Annotated in this window: 30 protein-coding genes; 1 reads left to right on the top strand and 29 read right to left on the bottom strand. The window is 71.3% G+C overall.

The genetic code is table 11. The features are described 5' to 3' along the window. Window positions 1–150: 150 nt before the first annotated feature. The 22 genes from AC0VYN_RS23310 to AC0VYN_RS23205 all read right to left on the bottom strand — a co-directional run bounded on the left by AC0VYN_RS23310 (window position 151) and on the right by AC0VYN_RS23205 (window position 17,317). Window positions 151–807 carry a hypothetical protein gene (locus tag AC0VYN_RS23310; RefSeq protein WP_475532557.1) on the bottom strand — a complete coding sequence of 219 codons (657 nt, stop codon included), beginning with the start codon at window positions 805–807 and terminating at the stop codon, window positions 151–153. 26 nt (window positions 808–833) lie between these two features. After that, window positions 834–1,598: a hypothetical protein gene (locus AC0VYN_RS23305; protein WP_475532556.1), complete on the bottom strand. Its 765-nt coding sequence runs from the start codon at window positions 1,596–1,598 to the stop codon at window positions 834–836. After that, window positions 1,595–2,182: a hypothetical protein gene (locus AC0VYN_RS23300; RefSeq protein WP_475532555.1), complete on the bottom strand. Its 588-nt coding sequence runs from the start codon at window positions 2,180–2,182 to the stop codon at window positions 1,595–1,597. Before AC0VYN_RS23300 ends, AC0VYN_RS23305 begins: the two co-directional genes overlap by 4 nt. A 146-nt stretch (window positions 2,183–2,328) precedes the next feature. Further along, complete coding sequence (locus AC0VYN_RS23295; RefSeq protein WP_475532554.1) at window positions 2,329–3,240, bottom strand: alpha/beta fold hydrolase; 912 nt, start codon at window positions 3,238–3,240, stop codon at window positions 2,329–2,331. Continuing rightward, window positions 3,237–5,024 (bottom strand): type IV secretory system conjugative DNA transfer family protein, encoded by a 1,788-nt coding sequence (locus AC0VYN_RS23290; RefSeq protein WP_475532553.1) that lies wholly within the window; start codon window positions 5,022–5,024, stop codon window positions 3,237–3,239. Before AC0VYN_RS23290 ends, AC0VYN_RS23295 begins: the two co-directional genes overlap by 4 nt. A gap of 33 nt (window positions 5,025–5,057) precedes the next feature. Then, window positions 5,058–5,831: an SPDY domain-containing protein gene (locus AC0VYN_RS23285; RefSeq protein ID WP_475532552.1), complete on the bottom strand. Its 774-nt coding sequence runs from the start codon at window positions 5,829–5,831 to the stop codon at window positions 5,058–5,060. 2 nt (window positions 5,832–5,833) lie between these two features. Beyond that, window positions 5,834–6,382: a hypothetical protein gene (locus AC0VYN_RS23280; RefSeq protein ID WP_475532551.1), complete on the bottom strand. Its 549-nt coding sequence runs from the start codon at window positions 6,380–6,382 to the stop codon at window positions 5,834–5,836. A 50-nt stretch (window positions 6,383–6,432) separates the two neighbouring features. Then, window positions 6,433–7,272: an SPDY domain-containing protein gene (locus tag AC0VYN_RS23275; RefSeq protein WP_475532550.1), complete on the bottom strand. Its 840-nt coding sequence runs from the start codon at window positions 7,270–7,272 to the stop codon at window positions 6,433–6,435. Beyond that, window positions 7,263–7,619, bottom strand: coding sequence for a hypothetical protein (locus tag AC0VYN_RS23270; protein WP_475532549.1), 357 nt, complete (start codon window positions 7,617–7,619; stop codon window positions 7,263–7,265). Before AC0VYN_RS23270 ends, AC0VYN_RS23275 begins: the two co-directional genes overlap by 10 nt. A gap of 30 nt (window positions 7,620–7,649) precedes the next feature. Beyond that, the gene (locus AC0VYN_RS23265) at window positions 7,650–8,453 is read right to left on the bottom strand and encodes an SPDY domain-containing protein (protein ID WP_475532548.1); all 804 of its coding nucleotides are present in this window, start codon (window positions 8,451–8,453) and stop codon (window positions 7,650–7,652) included. Then, window positions 8,450–8,833 (bottom strand): hypothetical protein, encoded by a 384-nt coding sequence (locus AC0VYN_RS23260; protein ID WP_475532547.1) that lies wholly within the window; start codon window positions 8,831–8,833, stop codon window positions 8,450–8,452. Before AC0VYN_RS23260 ends, AC0VYN_RS23265 begins: the two co-directional genes overlap by 4 nt. 282 nt (window positions 8,834–9,115) lie before the next feature. After that, complete coding sequence (locus AC0VYN_RS23255) at window positions 9,116–9,523, bottom strand: hypothetical protein (RefSeq protein ID WP_475532546.1); 408 nt, start codon at window positions 9,521–9,523, stop codon at window positions 9,116–9,118. A 15-nt stretch (window positions 9,524–9,538) separates the two neighbouring features. Next, window positions 9,539–10,195: a hypothetical protein gene (locus AC0VYN_RS23250; protein ID WP_475532545.1), complete on the bottom strand. Its 657-nt coding sequence runs from the start codon at window positions 10,193–10,195 to the stop codon at window positions 9,539–9,541. Beyond that, window positions 10,192–10,941 carry a hypothetical protein gene (locus tag AC0VYN_RS23245; protein ID WP_475532544.1) on the bottom strand — a complete coding sequence of 250 codons (750 nt, stop codon included), beginning with the start codon at window positions 10,939–10,941 and terminating at the stop codon, window positions 10,192–10,194. Before AC0VYN_RS23245 ends, AC0VYN_RS23250 begins: the two co-directional genes overlap by 4 nt. 22 nt (window positions 10,942–10,963) lie before the next feature. Then, a complete protein-coding gene (locus tag AC0VYN_RS23240; protein ID WP_475532543.1) occupies window positions 10,964–11,641 on the bottom strand; it encodes a hypothetical protein in 678 nt (225 codons plus the stop codon). Window positions 11,642–11,675: 34 nt separating this feature from the next. Next, complete coding sequence (locus AC0VYN_RS23235) at window positions 11,676–12,533, bottom strand: relaxase/mobilization nuclease (protein WP_475532542.1); 858 nt, start codon at window positions 12,531–12,533, stop codon at window positions 11,676–11,678. Next, window positions 12,530–13,318: a hypothetical protein gene (locus tag AC0VYN_RS23230; protein ID WP_475532541.1), complete on the bottom strand. Its 789-nt coding sequence runs from the start codon at window positions 13,316–13,318 to the stop codon at window positions 12,530–12,532. Before AC0VYN_RS23230 ends, AC0VYN_RS23235 begins: the two co-directional genes overlap by 4 nt. Continuing rightward, the gene (locus tag AC0VYN_RS23225; RefSeq protein ID WP_475532540.1) at window positions 13,315–13,740 is read right to left on the bottom strand and encodes a hypothetical protein; all 426 of its coding nucleotides are present in this window, start codon (window positions 13,738–13,740) and stop codon (window positions 13,315–13,317) included. Before AC0VYN_RS23225 ends, AC0VYN_RS23230 begins: the two co-directional genes overlap by 4 nt. A gap of 100 nt (window positions 13,741–13,840) precedes the next feature. Then, window positions 13,841–14,338, bottom strand: a complete 498-nt coding sequence (locus AC0VYN_RS23220) for a hypothetical protein (RefSeq protein WP_475532539.1) — start codon at window positions 14,336–14,338, stop codon at window positions 13,841–13,843. A gap of 38 nt (window positions 14,339–14,376) precedes the next feature. Next, window positions 14,377–15,648 (bottom strand): MFS transporter, encoded by a 1,272-nt coding sequence (locus tag AC0VYN_RS23215; protein WP_475532538.1) that lies wholly within the window; start codon window positions 15,646–15,648, stop codon window positions 14,377–14,379. A 26-nt stretch (window positions 15,649–15,674) separates the two neighbouring features. Beyond that, entirely contained in the window at window positions 15,675–16,775 is a 1,101-nt protein-coding gene (locus tag AC0VYN_RS23210; RefSeq protein ID WP_475532537.1) for a hypothetical protein, read from the bottom strand. 83 nt (window positions 16,776–16,858) lie between these two features. Then, on the bottom strand, window positions 16,859–17,317 hold the full coding sequence (locus AC0VYN_RS23205; protein WP_475536965.1) for a hypothetical protein: 459 nt from the start codon (window positions 17,315–17,317) through the stop codon (window positions 16,859–16,861). Between the two features lie 283 nt (window positions 17,318–17,600). On the opposite strand from AC0VYN_RS23205, the gene AC0VYN_RS23200 reads away from it, so the two are divergent. Next, the gene (locus AC0VYN_RS23200; RefSeq protein ID WP_475532536.1) at window positions 17,601–18,122 is read left to right on the top strand and encodes a hypothetical protein; all 522 of its coding nucleotides are present in this window, start codon (window positions 17,601–17,603) and stop codon (window positions 18,120–18,122) included. Window positions 18,123–18,124: 2 nt separating this feature from the next. On the opposite strand, the gene AC0VYN_RS23195 is transcribed toward AC0VYN_RS23200, so the two are convergent. The 7 genes from AC0VYN_RS23195 to AC0VYN_RS23165 all read right to left on the bottom strand — a co-directional run bounded on the left by AC0VYN_RS23195 (window position 18,125) and on the right by AC0VYN_RS23165 (window position 24,424). Then, window positions 18,125–18,880 carry a glycosyltransferase gene (locus tag AC0VYN_RS23195; protein ID WP_475536964.1) on the bottom strand — a complete coding sequence of 252 codons (756 nt, stop codon included), beginning with the start codon at window positions 18,878–18,880 and terminating at the stop codon, window positions 18,125–18,127. Window positions 18,881–18,931: 51 nt separating this feature from the next. Further along, window positions 18,932–19,447: a hypothetical protein gene (locus tag AC0VYN_RS23190; RefSeq protein ID WP_475532535.1), complete on the bottom strand. Its 516-nt coding sequence runs from the start codon at window positions 19,445–19,447 to the stop codon at window positions 18,932–18,934. 100 nt (window positions 19,448–19,547) lie between these two features. Further along, window positions 19,548–20,081, bottom strand: coding sequence for a hypothetical protein (locus tag AC0VYN_RS23185; RefSeq protein ID WP_475532534.1), 534 nt, complete (start codon window positions 20,079–20,081; stop codon window positions 19,548–19,550). A 14-nt stretch (window positions 20,082–20,095) separates the two neighbouring features. Beyond that, window positions 20,096–21,091 carry a DUF8094 domain-containing protein gene (locus tag AC0VYN_RS23180; RefSeq protein WP_475532533.1) on the bottom strand — a complete coding sequence of 332 codons (996 nt, stop codon included), beginning with the start codon at window positions 21,089–21,091 and terminating at the stop codon, window positions 20,096–20,098. Between the two features lie 206 nt (window positions 21,092–21,297). Beyond that, window positions 21,298–22,143: a hypothetical protein gene (locus AC0VYN_RS23175; RefSeq protein ID WP_475532532.1), complete on the bottom strand. Its 846-nt coding sequence runs from the start codon at window positions 22,141–22,143 to the stop codon at window positions 21,298–21,300. A gap of 182 nt (window positions 22,144–22,325) precedes the next feature. Next, window positions 22,326–22,895 carry a hypothetical protein gene (locus AC0VYN_RS23170; protein WP_475532531.1) on the bottom strand — a complete coding sequence of 190 codons (570 nt, stop codon included), beginning with the start codon at window positions 22,893–22,895 and terminating at the stop codon, window positions 22,326–22,328. A 14-nt stretch (window positions 22,896–22,909) separates the two neighbouring features. Beyond that, entirely contained in the window at window positions 22,910–24,424 is a 1,515-nt protein-coding gene (locus tag AC0VYN_RS23165) for a VirB4 family type IV secretion system protein (protein ID WP_475532530.1), read from the bottom strand. Between the last annotated feature and the right edge of the window lie 12 nt (window positions 24,425–24,436).

Genomic DNA, 24,436 nt, shown 5'->3' with positions numbered 1-24,436 from the left:
CGCGGTGTACTCGCGCGGTAGAGGGGCGGGGCGAGGTCGAGGAGGTTCGGCGGTCTCAGCTCGGGTGGAGCCTGGGTGACGGTTGCGACGGGCTCGATCGGCTGCCCAGCAGGGCTCGCGGCGGGTGACCGTCCACGGGCGCGGCGTGCTTCACCGGCGCGCTCGCTGCACTGCGGGAGACTTGGGGGCGGCCACCGCGGTGGCCGTCGGAGCGGCTGCGTAGCGCGGTTCGGCCGGCGCCTGCTCGCCTTCTTCGTCGTGCTGAGCATCGGTGAGTGCGGGGTCGGTCGTTCGCTGCACGGGTTCGGGTTGCTCCGGTGCGGCGGCGAGGTCGCGGGTGATGCCAGTGGCGACGTAGTGGCACCCGGTGGCGCACAGGTCGAGCTGGTGAGCTGCATCGGCGAGGTGGCCGGTCATATGCGGTATGGCCTCGGCGTGGCGAGCGATGAGCACCGCCTCGTCGTCTGCCGGGTATCCGGGGAACGGCGCGCCTTCGTACGGGTTGGCGGACAGCGCGCTGGCGAGGTCGTTGCCGGCCAGGGAAGCAGCGACCACGACCGAGGCCAGACACTCCAGGGTGGCGCGGCTGCCGACGACATTGGCGTACGCACTGCCGTCGAGCGCCCCCAGGCGGACGACGATGGTGGCCGTGAGGTCTTGGAGTTTGAGCAGGAGCGGGCTGATCTGGCGCAGCGCGTCGGTGCCGGGGGTGTAGGAGACGTCGCGAACGCGTGCGCGCAGAGCCTCGAACTCCCGCGCTAGCGCCCGGAGTTGTTGTGCCTGTTCTGCCAGGTTGTGCGGGGGCATGGGGTGGTATGGCTCCGGAAGATCGGTCAGCGGCTTCGAGCGGCCGTCTGCGTCGCGATGGGAACGGGCGCGAGCGCCGTACTGGGTGCGGCCCTGGCGTCCCGAGGGAGACCGATGGCGGAGGCGAGGGCGGTGGCTCCGGCCGAGGTGAGACGGACTCGGTCCTGCAGCGGTCCGCCCGAGTAGGCGGACGGCGCGGACTTCAGGACGCGTTCGACAAGGTCTTTCGCCTCCAGTGACCGCAGAGTGCCGATCAGCACGCGGGCGTCCCGGTAGTGGACGTACTGCCGTCCCAGGGAGCTGGTGGCCACGACGTGCCCCCGGGCGATCTCCCAGAGGGCGGTGTACTGCGTGGCGGTCAGCTGCTGGTCCGGATCGTCGGTGGCGCTCCAGCGCCGGCGCCGGATCTCTCCGGCGACGCTTGCCGCGCAGTCCACGGCCGCCTCGGGGGCCAGCGCGGTCAGGGCGCGTGCCATCGGGAGACGTTGCTCCGCGGAGGCGCTGCTCAGGTAGGCGAGCTGCTGGAGGCGGACGACTGCGTCCGACAGGCCGGAGCTTTCGTAAAGCCGCTCGTCGGTCACCGCCTTGATGGCGGCCTGGGTCACGGAGGCGAGCTGGTGTGCGGAGGCGACGTGGGCCTCGGGCTCGACCTCCGACCCGGTACGGAGGAGGCGGTCGAGCATGTCGTTGTGCCGCACGTAGTGGTCCGCGAGCAGCAGCAGCCGTTCGACCGGCGTGGGCGGGGTGGGTACCTCGAACAGGAGGCCATCGGCCGGTGGTGTCGTCGTCATGCGCGGCGTGGGGCGGCCGGGGCGTGCGGCGCCGGGGTCGCGCGGGCCGTGAGATGAGGCGGTGGCGTGCGCTGTGCTGCGGTGGGCGCCACCTCCGGCTCGGTGGCGAGGGCATGGGTGATGAGCTGTTGGTCTTCTGCCCGGGCTGCCGCCGAGGCCAGTCGGCGGGAGAGTCGCTGTGCCACGGCGCGGTAGGTAGTGATCGCGCTCCCCAGCTCCTCACCGGCCCGCCGCAGTTGGTCGCGGCTGGTTGCCGGCGTGGGGTCGGCGTCCTCGTACAGCAGGATCTCGGTGCGGTGGTGAATGGCCAGGTTGCACAGCGTGGCGGCGAGCGAGATCTGCGAGCAGGCGCCGGCCAGGTGCGCCAGGTTTTCTTCGCCGCCCTTCATCGCGGCGTACTGGCTGATGGACAGATCGTGGAACTGTCGGGTGCACTGCATCGCGAACTCCTGCACTCGCAGGCTGATCGGCGCGATCTCCCGGACTGGCTTGGTGATCGCGCCCTTCCGGACCCGTTCCACCTCCGCTCGCAAGTCTTTGAGGGCGGGGACTACCTCTCCGAGGTGGCGGGTGTGCTCGGTCAAGTCGGTGATCTGTATGGCAACTCCAGGTGCGGCGGGATGTCGTGAACGCGAATGCGGTGGACCGTCGTCGTCAGGCCGTTCGCGCGGGGGCGAGGGGCTTCGCACTGGAGCCGGGCGATGTGGCACCAGGTGCGGCCGGGCTTCGGTCACACGGCCTTCCCGAGGTCGGACTGCTGCGCAGCGTCCTTGTCGACGGCTCGAAGTGGGGAGGCATAGCGGGAGATTCGGTCGGTGACCAGCTGTGCGTGACGCAGGGGCAGTGCGTGGGTGGCGTCCGCGACGGTCTCCATCTGGGCGCCGGGCAGACAGGCGGCAAGACGACCGGTCTGTTCGGGCGGGATGTGGGCGTCGAGGCTTCCGGCCACAAGGTGGACCCGCGCGCCGAGCTGCTGCAGCGGATGGGGGTCGGGCTGCTGGTCGGCGAGGTCGTGCCACAGGGCGGCGATGTCGCCGGTCACCGTGGCGTGCAGGCCCTGCCGGCACGGCAACGGCGGCCCATCGGACGCTGGCCGTGCGTGTGCATGCAGGGCCCAGCGATTGGTGGTGGGAAGGCGCCGCCGGACCGCGTCGAGCAGGTACGGCGTGTGTGTGCACGCTGACGCGAGAAGGTTGCGGCCCAGCGTGAGGATGGACTGGGCCGGGCCGGTGCCCGTGCGGGTGCTGATGCCGCCGTACGGGGGCGAGATCAGCACCAGCCCGCAGATGCGGGGCGCGAGGTGGGGGTGGCGCGCGACCAGGCGCATGAGCGTCATCGCCCCCATGGAGTGGCCGGCGAGCACGAGCGGTCCCCGTGGCGCTGTCGTCTCAAGAACCTGGGCGAGGTCGTCGGCCAGTTGGTTGAGGCTCAGGGCGGCGGTACCGCGGGTGGAGTAGCCGTGCGCGCGCTGGTCGTAGCGCACGACGCGCATCCCTTCGCGCAGCAGGAGCGGTACGTGCGAGCGCCACAGGGCAGCGGTGACCGAGAGCCCGTGCACGAGGACTGCCGTCATGGGTGCTTGGGCGGCACCGTCGACGTAGGTGGCGAGCCGGGCGCCATCCGGGAGCCGTATCGATCTCATGCTGCGGTCCCGAAGTCAGTCTGCCGCGGTGTGTGCTTGGCGACCGCCCGCTTGGTGATGCCGTCGGAGGCCCGCTTGGAGGCGGCGGAGAGTTCGGTGGCGCCGGGCTCCAGGTACCACGGGCGCAGGTCGAGCATCGCGGCGCGCATACCGGTGGCGAAGCAGAGCGCGGTGCCCTTGGGCAGGGCGCGGATCGCGTCGGCCGGCAGGATCCGCTCCTGCCGCATCGACACGGAGGTCGACTTGCCGGACTCGGAGTGCGAGGTGGACGTCGTCTCGACGTCATGGTCGCCGATCAGCCGGGACAGCTTGTCGGCGAAGTCCGGGTCGTCGATGCCGGAGCCGATCACCTTCACCGTGGACGCTGACCACATGGCGTCCATGCCCGCGTCCCCCCAGACCTTCTGGCCCTGGCGGTAGGACTGCAGGATCGTGATCGGGATGATCCCGCGTGACCCGAGGTGGGAGTACAGGTCCGGCAGGTCGCTGATCTTGCACACGTTGGCGGCCTCGTCGAGGATCGCGAGCATCGGCGGGTCGAGCCGCCCGCCGGCGCGCTCGGCCTGCGCGGTCGCGGCGCGCATCACCGAGTCCGCGCACGCGGCGATCAGCGCGCTGGCGCCGCCTCCGCCGTCCTTGCTCAAGAGGAAAAGCGTGTCAGTGGAGGTGACGAACTCGGCCGGACGGAACTCGCGCACGTCCTTCTGCGGGGTGACCCAGGCGGCGATCTCGCTGTTCAGCAGCGCGGCGGCGTACTGGCGGGCGGTCTCGTAGATGCCATCGCGCGTCTCCGGCGGTCCCTCGACCGTCCCCTTGAGCTGGGCGGCGACGGCGGCGAAGTCGTGGTCACGGAGGATGTCGAGCGGAGTGCGGTCGGCGGGGAAGGCCAGCCACTGCATGACGTCGGTGATCGGCCGCTCGTCGAGGGCAGCGGCCAGGAACAACTGGGACAGGATGTTGGATCCGGCCTTGGACCAGAAGTCCCCCTGCTGGCTCGCGTCCACCGAGGCGGCGAGGAAGTGGCCGGCCAACCGCCCGGCGCCGTCCAGGGTCTTGGCGTCCGCCAACGGGTTCCACCACATCTCGCGTGCTGCGTGCGCGATCTGCTGCGGATCCATCGACCACACCTGACCGACGCGTGCGCGGGCGTCGTAGGTGGCGGTGAACGCATCATCCGCAGCTTTGTTCGAGGTCAGCAGAACCGGGCCGGGCGCGGCGAGTACGGAGGGGATCGCGAGCGAGGTGGTCTTGCCCGAGCGCGGCGCCATGATGGCGACGGCCACATCCTCGTAGCCCATGCGCACCTCGTGCTTGGTGCCCTGCAGGTTGCCGAGCAGGATGCCGGTGTCGCGGGCCTCGATGTGCTTGGCGTCCTTCAGGATCGGGCGCAGCGAGCGGGCCTTGGCGGTGATCGCCTTGGCCATCAGTGGCTCGATGTCCCGGGCCTTGGCCATGCCGGTGATCTTCTTCCGGCCGCCGCCGCGGCTCTTGTGCCGCGCCCACAGGACGCCGGTCACGGCGCCGAGCGCGAGCAGGGCTGCGATCGGGACGATCCGAGCGCCGACAAGCAGGGACGTTTCTCCGACCTGGGGCCAGAGCTGGTCAGGGTGGAGGAGGGCGGCGGTCGGCTGGTAGGGCGCCCAGTGGTCGACGGTCAGCCACGCGGTGATGTTGCCGGACAGCCAGGCGAGATGGGACAGCGGGACGACGACGCCGAGCACTCCGAGGAGGAGGCGGAAGACGATGTCGTACCCGTCGGAGGAACGGTTGGAGGAGGGTGGCAAAGGGCTACGTGCTTCCGGACGGGGACGAAGGGGTTAGCGGCTGCGGGTGTTCTTGGCCGGTGACCGTCGAAGGGGGCTGGGACTCGCCGGCGTGCTGGCGCGGCGGGCGGCGAGGGCGTGGACGCGTTCTTCCAGGGCGGAGGCGACGTGCGCGGCGGGGACTTCCCGCCGCGTGACGGTGATGAGATCCGGGTCCCGGGTGGGGAGGTTGAGCACGGTGGCCGTACGCAGCACCGGGCTGGGGTCGGTCAGTGCTGCGGTGAACGCGGTGATCAGGTGGGGCGGCGTGTGCTCGCCGAATCGGGCCTGCCACAGAGGAGGGCCGGTGCGATCGAAGGCGGCTCCGACCCACCAGCAGCCGGTGGTCTCGTTGACCTCGACGCGGATCGTGCCGTCGGCCGAGGCGAGCCGGTTGTGGCTGTAGGCCGGTGACCAGCCGGATTTCAGGAGCGGTTCCAGCGGGTCCCAGTCGTCTGCAGGATCGGCGGCGGGACTGGTGAGGGTGTCGGTGAAAGCGGCGATGAGTTCGACCGAGGTGCGGGCACCGAAGCTCGCGTACCAGGCGGGCCGGTCCGGCTGCTGGGCGTGATGGAGCGTCCACCACTGGCCGTCCGGGTCGGGCTCGAGCCGGAGGAGGGCCCTCTGGTCGGGGCTGGAGAGGATCACGCGCGGCATAAGGGGGTCGTGGCCGTAGCTCCAGCCGCAGGCCCGATGGAGAGGGATGGTGACCCACGAGGGATCTCCGCCTCCGGCCAGGTGGCGCGGGGAAACGAAGTCGACATCGACGATCTCGGGGGGCTTCGGCATGGTCACCTCCGCAGCGTGCTGGCCCGGCCGGACGCGGGGGCCGCAGTCGCGGTCGGTGGCGGGGCCAGGGTCGAGGGGGCGTGGCGGGCAGCTGTGTTGATGTCGAGGACGGCCTGGCCGTGGGAGGCCCAGTCGTCGAGGTAGCTCCAGGCTTCGGCGTGGTACTCGGCGAGGGCGTCGTCGCACGCCGGGATTCCGGGGCAGGCGTCGGCAGCGAGGCTGTCGCGCATCTGCCGCCATTCCTCTTGCAGTACATCCAGGCGGTCGAGCGCATCCTGCAGGACGCTCAGCTGCCATACCCAGCGGCTCTGTACCGCGTGGGAGGGGAGTTGGGCGAGCTGCGTCTCGGCGGTGGCCAGCAGGTGGCGGGCGCCGGCGTGGACGGTTTCGAATGCGGCGCCGGTGTCGGCGTCGCGCTGGCTCTGGCGGAGTCCGTAGGCGTGGTCGTCGTACGGCCAGCCGTCGAGGCCGGTGTGCTCGTCGGAGTACGCGTCCCAGGCGTCGAGGATCTTCTTGCTGCCGCGGATGAAGGCGTCGAGGTGACGCAGCACCTCGCGATGTGCGGCGGGGGCGAGGGGAATGGTGGGGTGTCCTATCGGGATCAGCGGCGAGCGGTGGAACGGGTGCTGTTTTCCTTCGCCGGGGGCGTCACGGCCTCTGGCTGGCGCCGCACGCCGCGGGCCTGCCTGCGGATGCCGGCGAGTCGGGCGGCGTGGGCCTCGACGACCTGCTCCGGGGTGAGCGGGCTCGGCTTCTGCACGGCGCCGTGGGCGGTGCGGTCGTACATGCCGCGCTGGAGCGGGGCGCGGTCAGCGAGCGTGGTGATGAAGGCGGTCACGAGGTGCTCCGGTGTGTTGCCGTCGAACCAGGCGTGCCAGATCCGGGGGCCCGCAGCGGAGGGTCCGGGTTGGTCCCGGACCTCGATGTGCCAGGACGTACGGTCTGGTTCGCGCCACGGCACGGTGCCGTCACCCTTCTCCGGCCGGCGCTCCACCCTGCACCCCGGTGGATCGGAGATGGCGGCCCCGCGGCCGTCGATGAGCCAGCCGGCAGCCTCCAGCGCCGGCAGGGGGTTGGCCGGCTCGGCGGGTGCAGGTGCGACGAGGGCGTCGGTGAGGCCGGCGAGGACCTCGGCGGGGACGAGTTCGCCGAATTCGGCGTACCAGCCCGGCTCGCTGCCGGTGGGTTCGGCCCGCAGCCGCCACCACGCGGAGGTGGCGGACTGCGGGTCGAACTGCAGGCTGTGACGGTGATCGGGGCTGCGCAGGACGATCTCGGCGCTGAGCGGGTCGGAGGTGGGTCTCCATCCGGCTGCGGCCAGGCCGTGGGTGACGTGGCGGGCGTCTCCGGGGCCGGCGAGGTGGCGGGGGCTGGTGTCGAACGGGATCTGCCAGGCGTGCTGGTCGGCGAAGGCGGCGAGCTGCCGTTCGCTCAGCGGCACGAGCCGCACTCCGGCTCGGTGGCGACGGCGCTGCCGTACGGGCCCCGGAGGCTGTCCAGGACGTAGTGGAGGGTGTGCTGGTCTGCCTGCTCCCATGCGGCGGTGCGCAGGTCCGTGATCAGGAGGCCGACCTCAACGGTGCGCGGGATGTCCGGATGGTCCTGCACGGCGCGGGCGAGGGCGCGCAAGGTGTCGGCGAGCTGGACGGGCAGGCCCGTGTACTCATCGAGCAGAGGCTCGACGAGGGCGAGCGCCTCTTCGGGGTCGGGGCTCTCACGCAGGTAGTCGGTAAGAAGGGACAGCGTCTCGGTCGCCGTGCGGATCGTGTCCGGGGTGAGTGCGGGCATCAAGCTCCTCGGTTCGTGGGGTGTGGGTGATCAGCGGTAGGTGCGGGCGCCACCAGTGTTGGCGTGGGGGCGGGCCGTGGTGCGGGGCCGGCTGCTCCGGGCGGCGTTGCGAGCCCAGGTGGCGGCGCGGGCGGCGGTGATCCGAGCCTGCTGCCAGGCGCTGAGCTGGGAGGGCAGGACGGACACGGACGTGGTGCGGATCTGGGCGCTGTGTGGAACCCGTCCGAGTGGGCGCATCACGGGTTCGGGGCTGGCGAGCGCGGTCGAGAAGGCTTGCACCAGGTGCATCGGGGTGCTGGGTGCGAACTGGGCTGTCCAGCCGTTGCCTTGCTTGTCCTTCGCCCCGGACCACCACATCGCCTCGCCGTCGGGGCCCTGGTGGAACTGCATCCAGGCGCTGCCGTCGGGGCTGGTCGCGGTCACGTGCTCGGCGTTGGGCGGACGGTCCCACCCCTGCTCGCGCAGCGGTGCCCACACGTTGGGGGCGTGCGCGGAGCGGGGCCGGGTGAGGGCGTCGGTGAGACCGGCGACGATCTCCACCGGTGTTTGCCGCCCGAGGACTGCCCACCACTGATCTTGGTGGCCGCTCGCGGCACCGTGGATGGTCCACCCGCCGGGCAGTACGAAGGGGTCGTAGGTGATATGGATCGCGCGGTCCGGGCTTTCCATGGCGAGAGGACCGCCGGCCTTGGACTTGTCCCGCCAACCCGAAGCGCGCAGGAACTCGGAGACGTGCAGGAGGTCACCGCCGCCGGCGAGGGCGCGGGGCTCGACGAGGTAGTGCTGTTGGGCCTGCTCGCCGACCCCCCAGCCCTGCCACTGCTTTCTCTTCACCGGCGCCGCCGGACGACGAGTGGAGCAGGGGCTGGCGGCTTCGCCGGTGCGGTCTCGGGCCGGTTGCCGGCGTGCTGGAGGATCTCTCGGTGTTCGTCCAGGTCCCCGCCGATGGCGTCGAGCTCGTTCGTGGCCCGCCCCAGGGCGAGCCACACCTCGGCGGGCAGGGCGCCGCGCTCGGCCTGGACCTTGGCGAACGTGCTGCTGACGGAGACGAGGTGGGTGACGCCGGCGAGGATGCCGTCCGCAGGGTCGACAACGCGTGCGATGACTTGCGTTGCTTCATGCGGGGGGAGTATCGCGAGGTGGTCGCCGAGCTGGCCGAGCTGGCGGGCGATCTCGTCGGCCAGCCGCACCGGGTACGGGTTGGAGTGGGGCATGCTCCTCCAGGACGGGGGGTTGGTATCAGTGGTGGTGGCGGTGGCCGATCCGCCGGGTTTCGCCGAGGACGGTCTCGGGACGGGCAGGTGCCGGCGGGGAGGGGCGGTGGGGGCTGGTGGTGATGCAGGCGCGTAGGTAGCGGCGGAACAGGGCGGTGGCGAGGCGGGGTGTGAGGCGGTGGCTGATCGGCGGGGGCTTGCGGGGTGTTACGGGGTTCTCCGATAAGGCTGTCGGTGCGGGCGGGCGGCCCCGAGCAGGAAGCCGGGGCCGCCCGACGGGCGTTACGGGGTACGCCGGGACGGTGTGGGGCGCGAGGCGAAGGCAGCCCGTGGCGGCTGCTGTCTGACGGGGCGCTGCTTCTTGGCGCGGACTTCCCGCACGGCCTGCTGGTAGGCGGTTTCGTCGAGCAGGTCGGGGTCGATGTTGACCTTGTATCCGGCCATCAGCAGCGTCGGGATCGCCCGGCTCGCCAGGTGCTTCTGCTCCTCGGCACCGAGGTGCTCGGGCACGGTGTGCCAGATGTACAGGGGCGTGCCGACGGGGTACTCGTGGCGTTCCATCCCGAGCTGTTCCAGCAGGTCGTGGAGCTTGGCCGGGGCGCCGGTGGGAGTGGCGACGTGGATGGTGGTGGTCAACGCTTTGACGTAGATCTCGACGTCGGTGCCGTAATCATCGGCACGATTGCCCATGGGCAGTTCTCCAGTTCAGCGGCGTCGGGGTGCGGGGGCGGACGGCTGCCTCGCGGGGCTCGGCGGCGGTGTTGTGGCTGTCGACCGCTCGGGAGCCCGCGCGGCGTGATTGCGGGCGGCGAGGATCCGGTGGGCGGCGCGCGACAGCGCGTTGGCCGTATTGCCGAGGTCGGCGACGGGGTCGGGGTCTGCGCTCTCGGCGTCGGGGGCAGGGGACAAGGCGATCCAGGCCCTGACGACAACGTCCCGGGTGAGCGGCAGCAGGCCGCTGGCCGGCCCGGCGATCTCGGTCAGGACCTCGGCGACCTCGGTGCTGCTCTCAGCGCGGGAGGCCCGCTCGGCGAGCTGGGCGAGGTAGCGCAGAGCCGCGTCGCGTTCGCCGTTCGGCGCGGTCAGCGCGTTCAGGGCGGGGTCGAGGTGGACGCTGTGACCGGCGCAGAGCAGGGCGCGCGATGCCGCGGTGGCCTTCAGGCGCTGCTGCTCGACGGGGAGGCCGTGGGGAAGACGGTGGTAGTCCCCGCGGGGGCCGGGAGCGGTCAGGAAGCCACCGGTTCGCTGGAGGATGTCCGCCGCTCGCTCGGTCCCGCCGATCGCGACGACCAGCCCGGTGCGTGGGTCCTTGGTGATGGTGACGTACTCCAGCACCAGGAAGTCGGGCTCCCCTTGCTTCATCGAGCCCTGGAGGCCGACGTTCGTGTGGCGGCAGGGGCCGGCGGCAGGACGGCGCTGGGGGCGGTCCGAGCTGCGGGGTGCTGGAGTGCCGTGCCGATGCCGAGCGCGTCGAGCTGCGGGCCGATCGCGCGCAGGGCGCGGGCCTGGGCCCTGGTGTCGTCTGCGCCCAGGCGGTAGATACCGGTCTGCGGATCCTGGATGAAGCCGTGAGCCGCCAGGACGGCGCCGGCTGCGTCGCCGACGGGTGCGGCGGCGACGCAGCCGTCCTGCTGCCAGGTCAGGACGACCCGATCCGGCTGGGACGGCTGGATGCCGCCCAGGGCGTTGTGCCGGACCTGGGCGAGCGCGGCTTCGTAGCGGGCGAGCAGGTCGCCGGCGACCTGCTCGGCGCCCAGGAACGGATCGTCCGCGAGCGCGATGCCGTTGGGCTCGGGTACGGCGCGGTATGCCTCGTCTGGCAGTGCGCGCGGGGCGACGGCGGCAATGAGGAATCCGTCGCGTTCGTCGTGCCGTTCCAGGACGACGAGCTGGGCTCCGTCCGGGCGGCTCAGGACGGCTGCCTGCTGGAGTGGGTCCTCAGCGAGTGATTCGGCGACGAGGTCCAGGTCCCAGATGCGGTCGGACAGTTCGGCGAGGTCGTCCTTGTGCTCGGGAGGGTGGTAGGAGCTGGTCCAGGTGCCCGGGAGTTCGCCGGCGAGGACGTCGGCGTACGAGGCGAGGCGCTCGGAGTTGGCGTGATGGTGCATGGTGTCCTTGGGCGAGGTGGGGTCAGCGGCGCAGGCCGGCGGCCACGGGAGGCGGTGGCGGGGCCGGCGCGGTGCGCGGTGGTGGCGGGCAGGCGCAGACGGCGGAGCGCTCGCGTTCGGTGGCGGGGACCTCTTCGGCGCAGATGCTGCGGCCGGGGTGCGGGACGTGCCGGTCGGCGAGGGCGTTACGGGTGTCGGAGAGGTCGCTACGGATGGCTCGGAGACGCTCGTCGGCGAGGTAGCGCAGACGGCGGGCGATGTGCGGGTCGGCCGCGTTGCCAAGGCCGTCGTGGAACTCGGCGGTAGCGATGAGGACTTCTTCGACGGCGGCCAGGATGCCGTCGTGGGAGGCGGTCAGTTCGGTGAGCACGCCGGCCGCATCCCAGGTGGTGGTGGCTTCGCGGATGCGCTGGGCGAGATGGGCGACGGTGGCACCCAGCGGCAGATCGTGGACAGGCCGGCGGTCGGTGTCGAAGTCCTCGTCGCAGTCGACGTGGTATCCGACGGCCCGAAGCCGGGCGACGGCTTCGATCCCGATGCGGGTGTCGTCGCCCTCGACGAGGTTGGTGGGGGCGCGGTGGTAGGTCTCGTGGACGCGGACCACCGGGACGAAGCCCGTACGCTGCAGGACGCTGTGAGCCTCGGGGTCTCCGCCGCGGGCGAGGACCTCCTCGGAGTGCGGGTCGCGGCGGACGGTCACGAATCGGGCGGCCGGGGGCAAAGGGACGTTTCTCCTACGGTGATCGACGTGAAAGTGCCGTGATGGCGGGCAGTGCCGGGAAGCCTGTGCGCGGCCGGGTGGGTGGGTTCAGGTGGGTCGCGGCGGTGTCGAGGTCCTGCTGGATGCCGTAGAGGCGGCGGGCGATCAGTTCCAGGCGATGCGCCGTGTCGGCACCGGCGGCTCCCGGCTGGCGGGCGGCCTGGTGTGCGGTGTGCTCGATGAGTCCGCGCACCGTGGCCAAGAGGCCGGTCCGCTCGTCAGCGAGCTGCGAGATGATGACCGCGAGCTGGGCTGATGCTGTCGGAGCGGGCCGGGCGACGGGCTGCGGCCGGGAAGTGCTTCGTACGGGGATCAGGCGCAGGTCCTGCTCGATGCGGCGGGCCTCATCCGAGAGGCACCGCAGGACCTCGGCAGGTTGCGTGCGCCAGGAGCCGTCGAGCCGGATCAGGTTGGCGATCAGGTTGAGGCGTCCGGGCTGGGCCTGGACGGCGATCCACCGGCAGCCGTTCGCCTCGCCGGGGACCTCGATTCCCGCGGCGCGGGCCAGCCGGTGAGCGGCCTCGGCCCATTCGGGGCCGGACAGCTCACGGTCGTCGGCGTGGAGCCGCACGTCGAGGTGGAAGATCGCCCGGCGGTCACCCTGCAGGCTCGTGACGAAAGGCTCCTCCAGCAGCGGGTCTTCCAGGTGCTCGGCCCACTGCGTGGCGGTCCACATAGCCTGCTCGTCGTCCAGGGTGTAGGAGCTGAGCCCCGGCCAGTAGGCCACGACGGTGTCCTCCGGCAGTCCGCCCCCGATAGGCACCGACCGTCCCAGCGCTTCACCGAGCGGGTCGTACGGCCCGTGGGTGCGCGGGTTGATGCGAGGTATCACGCCGCCGCGCCTCCGAAGGCGCGGGCAGACAGGTGCTGGTGGACGTCCCCGGCGGCGGCGATCAGGGAACGCTCGCGCACCAGATCGGCGTGCACCGTGATGTCGCCCGGCGGCAGAAGATCCAGGGCCCGGTCGATGGCCGCGAGCCCCTCGTCGTAGCGGCCGAGTCTGCGCAGTGCGCCGGCCACCCGGAACAGCACGATCGGATCAGTGCCCGCGGTGCCGAAGGCAGGCTGGGCGCTGAGGGCGAGGAGCCGCTCAGCACCGTGGTCCAGGTCGTGGCCGAGCCACAGTCCGTGCAGCAGAACGTGGAGGGTTTTGGTGTGCTGGCCGGCTTCGGCGAGGACTTCGTCCATCAGGGCCAGGCTCGCGGGGCGGGACTGGCCCAGCAGTGCGAAGGCGTACAGCGCGCGGCTGTAGCAGTCGAGCTTCGACATCGCACTGGACGGAAGCTGTTCGACGAACGCCTGGAGAGTGGCACAGCGGAAGTCGTAGCGCAGGGCGCTCACATACAGATGCCGGTACGTGCGGGCGGTGACCGGATCGAGGTCGGCTGCGGTGATCTCGTCCGGGCTCAGCAGGCCGAGAACGCTGCGCCCAGCGGCACGGGCGGCCCATGCCGCATCCGCACATACCTCTGCTGATTCCCGCCAGTCCGCTCCCAGTTCGCGCAAATCCTGTGCCAGCCGGACGGGCCAGAACGGGGCGGCCAGATGGTTGGTGGCACGGGCCCTGGCCTCCCGAAGGGCGATGTCGCGGCCGGGGACGCGGACGGGGAGGGTCACGAGCCGCTCCGGGCGTCGGCGACGTGTACGAGCTGGCCGAGGGCGGTGGTGGTGTACCAACCGCAGTCGACGATGGCCTCGCCGCCCGTGTACTTCGGCAGGAGGTAGTCCTCCATGGCTCGCAGGTAGATCAGGCAGTCCGGGCAGCGGCGGGAGAGGTGCACGAGGTAGCGGGGGTGGGCGGTGATGTACGTCTGTGCTCCACCTGTGGCGTCGCGCAGCCGCCACCCGTCTTCGTCGGTGGGGGTGTGCCAGGACGGGGCTACGATACGCATGGCGTCTCCCCACAGTTCTCCGCCAGCGGCCCCCTTCAGGACGACGACCGTGTCGCCGGCCTGGAAGTGGGCGTGGGTGGTGTCCCTATCCGGGGTGAGGGGGTCGGGGGTCGGAGCGAAGACCGGAGCGGATGGGGGTTGGGACATGCGGTTCCTTCCACGCGAGGCGGGTGGCGGTGGGAGGAACAATGGTCCGGAGGATCGCCGGTTTGGCTAACCGGCGATCCTCGGCTATGTTCCGCCGCCGTCAGCGGAACGGGTTCTCTGTCCCGCGGTCGTCCTCGCCGGCTGCGTCCAGGAGTTCGAGCAGGTCGGTGCCCTCCGCATCCCGCTGGTCGATCCACCATCCGGCGCGGGTGATGGAGCGCGCCTTCTCCTCCAGCTCCGCCCAGTCCGCCTCGTCCCAGGACCCCTCGACGACCAGTGCCGTGTGCGCGGAGGTCATCAGCTGGTGCCGGGACCGCTCGCCCCAGGCCAGGGCCTTCTCCGGGCCCTCCAACTGCGGCATGTCGAACTGCTTCGCCCACTCGACGGCAGCCTGCTGCTCCTCGGCGCGCTTGGCGGCGAGCCACTCCTCCTTGGACTCCGTGTCGGCATCGCGAGCTGCCTTCCAGCAGTCGGTGCAGTCCCGCCCGGCGAGCCAGCGGGCGAATCCGGCGCGCTTGTCGGCGGGACGGTTGGACAGGTCATGGACGACTTCGTGGGAGCAGGAGTGCTCGACAGTCCACTGCGTACGGACAGCCATATATGAATCTCCTCAAATGGGTATCAAAGTCAGGGGTTTCAGGGGGTCTTGTGCCGGCCCCGGGACGGGCGGCGGTGCCGGCTGGCCCGGAAGGGGCGGCCAGCGGGGCCGAGGCGGGGGCGTGCGACGAGCAGGACGGTGAGCGCAAACGCGGCGCCGACGGCGGGGAGTGCGGCGCTGGCGAAGGGGTGCTCGGCGAGGCGTCCGGCGAGGGCGGTGCCGGCGGCCTGGCCGGCACCGATCGACAAAATCAACCACGCGTACGCCTCGCTCGTGCGGGCCGCGGGGGTGAGGGCGTCGGTGGTGACGTAGGCGCAGGCGACCACGACGGTGAGGAAGGCACCGGGCACGATGACCGCGCAGGCGGCGGCGTACGGTCCCAGGAGGGCGAGGAGTGGGAGCCACCCGGCCAGGAACGCGGCCCCGGCAATGATCAGCCGGCCGGTCGTGGTGCCCGTCCAGGCGCCACGTCCGTAGACGAGACCCCCCAGGAAGCTGCCGGTCGAGAACGCGGCGGGCAGGATCCCGGACAGCATGTCCTCGTCGTGGTGCTCGGCCATGGCGATCGACCACACGTTCATGGATCCGATCGCGAACCCGATGCCAGTGAGAGAGACGAACAGCAGCACCAGGCCGGGGCTGACCAGCCGCCGCCCGGCCCCGCCGTCCGTGCTCGTCGGCTGCGCGGGACGCCAGCGCCGGGAAGGCGGCGCGCTCGCGACGGTGGCGGTGCCGACGAGACCGAGGGCGGCGGTAACGGCGAGCGCGAGGGACGGGCTGTGCGCGGAGGCGAGCGCGGCGGCGAGCAGGGGGCCGACGATGTACAGCAGGCCCTGCGTACCGGTGTCGAGGGCGAGCGCCGCGTGCCGCAGTCGGGGATTGGGCAGCACACTCGGCCACAGCGCCCGAAGCCCCGCCTCCAGGGGCGGCGTGGTCAGGCCGGCTGCGACGACGACCGCCGTGGCGAGCGCTGGACTTCCTTGGGGTCCGATCACAGGCAGGGTCACCAGCAGTACGGAGTTGAGTACGGCGGCGGGCAGGTGCACGGCGGTCTGTCCGCGGCGGTCCATCAGGCGGCCCTTGACCGGCTGGGATAGTGCGGAGGACAGCCCGTACAGGGCGCTGAGCAGCCCGCCGAAGGCGATGCTGCCTCCGGTCGCGGTGGCCCACAGGAGTATGGCGACCGGCGCCATGCCGTTGGGGAGGCGGCCGGTGAGGGTGCCGCCGAGAAGGCGGGCGACGTACGGGCTGCCCAGCACCGCGCCATAGGTGATGCGCGGTGCTGGGGCCGGGGGTGCGGTCAGGGACAACGGGTGCTTTCTCTCGGGAGCGGTGCCTAGCGGTGGCGGGCGGTGGTGGTGCGCGGTGGCGGCGCGGGTGGGGTGGTGTCCACGGCGGGGCGCGGGCGGACCCGTAGGACGGGGGTGCGGTGCGGCGGTAGAACGGCGACGGTCGCCCCGAGGTCCTCGGCCGCGTCATGCACTTCACGGGTGAGGAATTCGATCTGCCGGCCGAGTGCGGTGAGCCGGGCGGCGACCTGCCGGCCCTGCACGGTCTCCAGGGCACTGGCGAACTGGCCTGCGGTCTCCAGGAGTTCCTGAAGGCTGACCATCGGGCCCGCGTGGTAGCCGCGTTGGGTGGCACCGAGGAGTGCGTTGGACGCGTCACCGGCGTGCTGGGCCTCGATGACGTCCCGGATGAGTTCCTGCAGCGATACCTCGGCGGCGGGTACGGGGCGGTTGAACACAGAGACGTCCGCGCGCAGCACGCCGGGCGGCACCGCGGCAGGCAGCACCTGTCCAGCCTCGTACTCGTGGGCGAAATGCCCGATCACCTGCCAGCCGGGAGCGTCCGGGTCACCTCTGAGGGCGACCACCCTCGAGTCGTCGTCCTCGATCAGGTGGGCGAGGGTGATGGGCTGCCCGTCAGCGGCGTACCACGACTCGGTCAGCTCCAGCTCGCCTCGCCGCTGCGCGGCCTGGGCCCGCTCGGTCCACGCCTGCTGTTCCTCGTCGGTCAGCGGGGCCTTGTGATGCTGGTTCTGGTTCTGGTCGGCGAGTTTGCCGGCGATGAAGCCGTGGTCCGCCCACGCGGCGAGGTGGGGCCACAAGGCCGCATGCTGCCCACGTTCGGCCGCCGAGCCGGGGGCAGCGGGCCGGTCGAATGCCCGCCGGATCTCGGCGGCGGAGAAGGCGAGGCCGTCCAGCACGGTCCGCCACCCGGTGACGTGCCGGGCGGGCGGCAGCTCGTCGAGCGCGCGGCGGGCGGCATCGAGCAGTGCATCGGCATGCGGGGCGAGGTGCGTGGCGTACGCCTCCACGGCCGCCTTGTCGCGGTGGGCTCGTGCGGCTGCCGCGGCGCCTTCGTGAACGGTGCGGCCGTAGCGGTCGCGGGTCGTGTCGAGCGCGATCTCGCCTTCGCGGACGATGACGGACATCCGGAGTCGGAAGTCGCGTGCTCGGACTCCGAGGTCGGGAGCCACAGGCAGCGGGCTCTCCGGGCCCGGATCGCTTCCGGGCATCATCGAGATCGCGCGCCGCCCGAGGCCGTCAGGTGGACGGTGGGCGCGTAGGTGGGCTTCGGCGGGATCGGCCGGGCCGACGGCGGCGAGGTGGTGGGCGCCGTGCCGCGCTGTGTCGTACGGCCGGCTGCTGCCTGGGCGAGACGGCTGCGGCGTTCCAGGAGCCCGTTCGGCAGGACGGGGCGCGGCGGGCCGGCCGAAGCGGCGGGGTCGAGAGCGATGTCGGCGTGCACCGCGTAGCCCTGGCGCCGCAGGTCGTGGACGGCCTGGCGGGTGCGGCGAGGACCGTCCCGCTCGGGTTCGCTGAGCCTGAACAGCCCGGGCTCGCCGGCGACGGGTTCGAACTGTTCGCGCAGCAGGAACCACTGGGCGAGGTGCGAGGGCATGGAGGAGGTGAAGGAGGCGACGAAGCCGTGCTCCTTGTGGGTGCCGAAGACGAAGTGGGTGCCGGGTTCCAAGAGGGCGGGCATCTCCTGACGTGGTGGGTGGTGGAGCAGATCAGCGGCGGGGGATGGACGGGCCGCAGGCAGGAGGCGCAAAGGGCGCGGTCGCGGCGAGAGCCGGACGCCGGTGCGGTGCGCTCACGCCGGCCTGGCGCATGAAGGTTTCGCCGTCGGTGAGCCAGGTCTCGATGGCCGACCACACTCGCGCGTAGCCTTTCTGAGGTGGGAGAGGCTCGCTGTGGACCGCCTTCTCCAGCAGGACGCCCGAACACCGCCTTCCACGCCATCGTCCCTTTCGGTGAACTCTGTCGTTGGACTGGGCATGGATAGTGAATTCTGGACGGCCATTACAGGCATCGCGGGAATTGCGGGCACGTTTCTGTCGCCAATCGTGGGCGAGCGAATGCGCCGAAAGAGTGTGCGTACAGAGCAACTGACGGGTCAGCGCCTTGTGGTGTACGCCGATCTGTTGCGGGTGGCGGCCAGACTCGTTGACAATGCGAACTTGTGGTCGTCCATGCCGCTTGCGGATTTGGAGCAGACGGACCCCGGCGAGCTTGACCGCGTCATGAGTGAGGTCAGGGTCGTGGCCAGTAAGGACGTATTTCGAGCTGTCGAGGGCATGTCGAAATCCGTTCATGAATTCAATCGGAACTTCGACCTTGTGGTGAGGCCCTACCACGAAAGCCTTGCTCGCGGCGCATCGGTTGATAGTGCACTGGCCATCAGGCAGAGGATGAATCTAGCCACCCTCTCGGACGCAATTCGTGGCGGATGCCAAGAGATCGAAAAGAAGGTTCGCAGTGACATGAAGTCGTAACGTCACGGCGGACTCACGTCGCAGGCCAGGGACCGATGCGTGTGGAAGGCCGAGCGCAGGCTGAGGCCGTAACTGTGGGCGTGCTCGCGGGCCGCCGCCTCCAGTTGGTCGTACGACGCCTGCTGCGTCATCTGTCCTGCGTGCTTGCGGTACCGGTACACCGGCAGGCGTAGCAGGATGCCTGGTGCGAGGACCGTGACGCCGACAGCCGCCATGTAGTCCTCGCCCTGGATGAGGCCGCCCATCGGGGCAGCGCGGACGAGGTCGGTGCGGGCGAGGATGGTCGTCGGCCCGATCGGGATCGTGTCTTGCGGCCGTGCCCAGTAGTTCATGACGTCGCCGGCCTCGTGCCGACCGGGCGGCGTAGGGCAGCGCCACAACGTGGTCGAGCCGTCGGGGTGCAGGTCCTCACTCCAGCCGGCGCACCAGCCCACCCTTGTGGACTCGAGGATGGACAACCGCGCTGCCATGGCGTCGTCAGTGAACTCGTCGTCGTCGTCCGCCCAGTTCATGTACGGGGTACGGACCTGGGTGAGGGCGAGGTTGCGGGCGCAGGCAGCGCCGACCGGCTGGGGCAGCGCGAGGGTACGGACGCGGGGGTCGGCTGCAAGTGGGGCGGGCAGGCGATCGGGGGAAGCTCCGTCGAGCGCGATCACGGCTTCCCACGGCACGGACTGCCGGGTGAGGCTGGCGTGCATGGCGGTCAGGTAGCCGAGCCGGTCCTCGCGCAGACGGCTGGCGATGACGACGGTGATCAGGGGCGTGGCGTACGAGGGCAGGAAAGACTCCGGGGAACGAGGAAGGGACAACTAGCGGCGCGCTGCAGGGCGTGACGGGCTGGCTTTCGCCGGGGCCGCAGCGGGAGAGCTTTGGCGCGGCGTACTGCGTACGGCCCTGATGACCGGCGCAGGCGCGAGGGAGGACCAGGCGCCGGGGTGGTCGCTGAAGATGGTGCGGGGGTCCGTGGACCAGTCCACGACCGGGCCGATGTCCTCGTGCAGCAGGCTGATCACCTCGATTCCCTTGGGGTGCAGGACGTAGCCCCAGGCCATGTCCTGGGCGTCGGCGGTTCCGTCGGTGACCGTCATGCGAACCGGCGGGGAGCCGTCCGGGGTGATCAGGTGATCCAACGTGCGGCTGGGCCACTGCTCGCCCCCGGTCAGCGCGGTGACGAGCACGGGCGGGGCCCCGTCGAGGAGATCGGTGCCGAGCTCGTCCCAGCCGACAGCGACGTCATCGACGAGGTGACGGGACATGGTCTCCAGGTCGCGGCCGAACCTGTGCTGGTAGGCGGTCAGCAGCAGGGGCAGGTGATGACTGGGCACACCGTCGAAGTGCACATAGATGCCGCTGTAGCCGGAGGCGGCGCCGGGGCGGGCGATGAAGGAACGGGTCGACAGCAGAGCCTCCGAAGGAGGTGGGTGGTTACCGGCCAGGTGCCGGGCCGGCGGGCGGGGAGTGCGGCGGGGCCGGGGGAAGTCCCGTCGAGGTCCGTGCCGAACGGACCGGGGGCAGCGGCGGGTCGTACGCCGCACGCAGGGTCGCCAGATCGGCCTCATCCGCGAGGGCCGCCACGGACAGGCTGCGGCTGGCCGCCTCCATCAGCAGCTTGGGCGGCGAGCCCTTCGCCGCGCCGCGGTGCTGGCCGCGCCACTGGGCGGCGGCGAAGAGGTAGTCGCTCACCGCCCGCAGTACCGGCTCGGCGGCATCCAGAAGATGCTGGGTGACCGCGCTGACCTCGGCAGGAGTCTCCGCCGCGGTGAGCGCGGCCAGGTAGGGGGCGAGGTCAGGGCTGGGCAGGGACGTATCCGGCAGCGGATGCCCTGCGAGGAACGGCTTGGCGTCCCGCTTCGCCCACCGGAGTAGATCACCGCGGGTGGCGATGCCGTACCGGGCGGCGGCGATCTGGCCGGCGTCGCGGCCGACGTTGTCGTGCAGCTCGAAGTCGGGGTGCTGCATCGGCGGGTGGGGTCCTAGACGGAGGTGCTGGGGCCGGTGGCCTTGGCGTCGGTGCGGCGACAGCCGTAGCCCAGGAGGCTGGACGGCCCCGGCACGCTCGGGACGGCGGCGATGTCGGAGCAGGTGAACGTGTAGGTGAAGGCGGGGCCGGGACTGGTGCCGAGCCATGCGCGGTCCTGCTTCTCCGGCACGATCCCCAGGCCCGGGGCGGTCACCGCGTCGTGCTGGGTGTGGGTGTGGGAGAAGATCACGAGTGCGCCAGTGGTGGTCTTCAGCGCGTACGCGTCAGCGAACTGCGGGTCAGCGGAGGCGAAGCGGGTGGTACCGCGCGGGCCGAACTTCCGGGTCGTCTCGTCGTGAACCTTGATCTGCCGCTGGGAGGCTTCGGAGGGGATGAAGACCTTCTTGCCGGTCGTCTCGCCGCCGGTGGCGAAGTTGTCGGTCACCGCGGAGCGGAGCACACCGACCGGCGCGGCAAGGGAGGACGAGGTGGCGTCGACCGCGGTGGCGTACCCGTCCTTGTCGAGCACGATCTGCGGGAGCTGCTTCGGATCGTCGATGTCGATGGTGGCGACCATCTCCCACTGCTCCTTGGACTTCGTGCTCTCCGCCAGGATCAGGACGCGGGCGTACTGCTGCTGGCTGCCGCCCCGGGTGACGGCGGCGAACCACCGCTGCTGTCCGTCCTTCAGGCGCGGGATGTAGAGGTCGGGGGCGGACAGGTCGTACGACCACGGTCGGTACGGCTCACGATCGGCCTGGGACAGGGCCTCGTCCTGCTTGATGTCGGCCAGCGACATCGCGTATCGGGGCCCGCCCTCGACGGTGTCGAGAAGGGCGCGGTCCTGGCTCTGGCGAGCGAGGTTGTTGGTCTTCGAGTAGTGGGTGAGGGCCTCGCGAGCCTGCGCCTGGGTGAGCGAGGGGACGGGCGTCGGCTTCGGCGCAGTGCTGGCTGTGGGGGCCTGCTTGGACTCGGCAGTGTCGCTGTCGGTGCAGCCGGTCAGGGCCAAGGAGGCACCGACGGCACAGGCGATCAGCGGCAGGGCGTGGCGGGTGATGCGGATGGGGACTCCAGTGGGCTCGGGGGCGGGCAGGCCGGCGCGTCCGGGTGGACGTGGCTGCCGGGGCGGCGGGATGAGGGACGTGGCGTGGTCACCGACGCAGTGCTCGACCGCGTCGGGTGCACCGGCCCGCCGCGCGGCGAGGTAGCCAGGCGTCAGCGTCTTTGCCGCGGCTGTGCTGGCGGGAGGGCGGGCAGGCGCGGCGTACGGGGCGGGGCCGCTGTAGGCCGGGGTGCCGGTGGTGGGGTGTTCAGCGCCCGCATTCGGTCCTCGGCGACGTGCAGGACTTCCCCGAGGTTTCGGATCTCGGCCGCGGCGTCGGCGAGGTCGTAGGACAAGTCGAAGCCGTCGTCGTGCTCGGCTCCCTTGGCCTTCTCGCCGGCTGCTTCGAAGAACTCGCCGAGCCGCGCCAGCATGCCGTCGGTCGGATCCAGGATCTGGTGCAGCATGGCGGCTGCGCCCGCATGCGACTCGGTCCCGTTGAGCCGGTCGGTGAGAGCGAGGAGGGCGTCGCCGTAGACGTACGCGGAGGTGCGGGCCGCGCTGGGGGTGAGGTCCGGAGACTGTGGTGCGCGGGGCTGTGAGGCTGTGGACACGAGCGGGCCTTCGGTGGACGAGCGAGGAACGGGCAGCAGCCCGAGCTGGGTGAGCCGCTGGTCGATGGCCTCGACCACGTGCTTGGCGCTTCCGCCGTTACGTGCTTCGGGCCGCTCAGGGGCCCCAGCGTCGGCTGCGGGGGTCGAGTCGTAGATCACCTCGAACAGGGCCTGATCATCAGGGTGTTGGCGGGTCACGATCCAGCCCTCGGCGTCCCCCGGTGGACGGTTGGAGGAGGGCTCCTGCGGCGGGCCGATGATCAGGTAGCTGCCGTCGGCGAGCGAGACGTGCACGACGTACGCGCTGAGTCCGAACTCGATGTCGCACTCCAGCCCGCGCTGCCGCAGGGGCGTGGTGATGTGCGCGTGGCGGCGCCAAAGCTCCTGCCACCAGGCGGTGTTCACGTTGCGGTGGTCAGGAAGCGGAGCTAGCGAAGCCGCGTCGCGATGCGTGCGGTGGGTGTTCGGGGTGTCCGTGCCGTCAGCGACCACGGCTTCTCCTGCGCGAGGCGGCTGCCCAGTGGACCGGTGGGGTGCGGCGGCTGTAGCGGTTCAGGGGGCTCCTTGCGGTGTGATGCCGGTGCGGGCTAGCGGCGGCGGGCGGTCGACGTGGGCGGCGGAGGCGCCGGCCTCTCCCGTCGGGAAGGCGTCGGGAAGAAGCGGTGGAACTCGAGGTGGTTGTCGAGTTCTTTGGCCGCGTCGCGGAGCGATTCCGCGGCGCGCCGCAGATAGGCGCGCGCCGTGGCGTGATCGATGACCATGCGGTTTTCCCGGTACTGCCTGTCGGTCGGGTCGGAGGACCGGGACAGCGAAAGGGCGGTCTCCGCGACCTCGGCGAAGTGCGGTGCTGCGTGGCCCGACAGGGTGGCCGCCTTCGACAGATGGGGGAGTACGGCGCTGCCGACGCGGTTCATGCTGTGGGTGGTCCGGGCGAAGTCGGCGGTCAGCTGGACGACGTCGCCGAAGAGGGCCTGAGCGCCCGCGGCATGCTGGAGCAGGTCGGCGTACGCCGGCGAGGCGGGGACGTGACCGGTGTCGTCCAAGAGCTGCCACTGCTCGGCGGCGTGGAGGAGTTTGCCCTTCATGGCGTCGAGCGCGCGGATCAGGTGGAGGGTGTCGTCGCGAGGTATCAGCTCACGGTGGACATCGGGATTCATGGGCCTCGTGCTTCTCAGTGCATGCGGGCGTCGGTGTCGAAGAGGGCCAGCTCGTGGCTGTGCAGGAGGTGCTGCACGATGAAAGATCGTCCGGCGACCTTCCACAGGCCGCGCCCGCGGTTGAGGTGTGCGATGGCGTCCATCTCGACGGAGGTCAGGCCGAGCAGGGAGGCCGCGGCGTGGAGCTGGTCGGTCTCCTGGCGGTAGATGATGCGGGTGCTGCAGTCTGCGAGGAGGCCCTCGGCGAGCGCACGGCCCTGGGATCCGGCGTCGCCGGCGGTGAGCAGGTCGGACAGCCGGTGGATCACCATGAGGTTGGCGATGCCGAGGCCGCGGCTCAGCTTCCACTGGGCCTGCATGCGCTGCAGCAGCCCGACGTGCCGCATCAGGCGCCACGCCTCGTCGTACACGATCCAGCGCCGGCCGCCGTTCGGATCGGAGAGTGCGGACTCCATCCAGGCAGAGGCGCACGTCATCGCCAGGACCAACGCCGTGTCGTCGCCCGAACCGCCGAGCCGGGACAGGTCGATCGTGAGCATCGGCGCGGTCGGGTCGAAGGCGATGGTGGAGGGGGCGTCGAACATGCCGGCCAAGTCACCGTGGACGAGGCGGCGCATCGCGTGTGCCAGGTCACGGGCCGCGTCGCCGAGCTGTCCCGACACCATCCCGGCGGCCTCATCCAGCGCGCCGGAGTTGTTGAGGGTGGCGGCGACGTCACCGAGGAGCGGGGTGCTGCCGGTGTCGGCGGCGCGGGTGACGACGGCGTCGAGCGCGATGTCCAGGGCCGTGTGCTCCATGGGCATCAGGTCCCGGCCAAGGACAGTACGGGCCAGGGAGCCGAGCAGGAGAAGGCGCCGCTTACGGATCTCGCCGACCCAGTCGGCCTCGGAGACGCTCACCGGGCGCGGCGCCGCATCCAGCGGGTTCAGCCGGCCGGGCAGTCCGGGCCCGAGGGCTACGGATCGGCCGCCGAGGGCTTCGGCCACTGGTGTCCACTCGCCCTTGGGGTCACACGGAACGTAGACGCGGTATCCGAAGGCCACGGAGCGCAGCGCGAAGGACTTGGCCAGGGCGCTCTTGCCCTGGCCGATGACTCCGGCGAGGAGGAGATTCGGGTTCGTGAAGCCCTCGACCTTGCCGTACAGCGCGAAGGGGTCGAAGACGAATGATGCCTCGGCGTGCACGTCGCGGCCGATGTAGATGCCTTCCGCGCCCAGGCCGCCTTCGGCGAGGAAGGGGTACGCGCCGGCGGCTACGGCGGTGGTCATGCGGTGTGCGGGCAGCTTCAGCCGGTTCTTCCGGGCGGAGGCGGGGCCGGGGCGTCCGCTCGGGGGGTAGAGCGCAGCGGGCGTCTCGTGCTCGGTGGAGGTGTTCTCGGCCTGGTGGGCGGTGGCTTCGGCGCGGGCCTTGGCGGTGGCTTCGGCGAGCTGGCGCCGGGCCTGTTTGCGGCTGGCCCGGTCGGTTCCGTGGGGAGTGAACAGCGGAGACGCGGACGCGCGGCGGGCGCGGCGGGCGGGCCGGTGGCTCATCGGGGGCCCTCG

The organism is Streptomyces sp. 63XJN7_1_ISO-PGPR-S23-121, assembly GCF_056173025.1.
The sequence above is the reverse complement of the archived record's forward strand: the minus strand, read 5'-3'. Positions and strand labels throughout refer to the sequence as shown.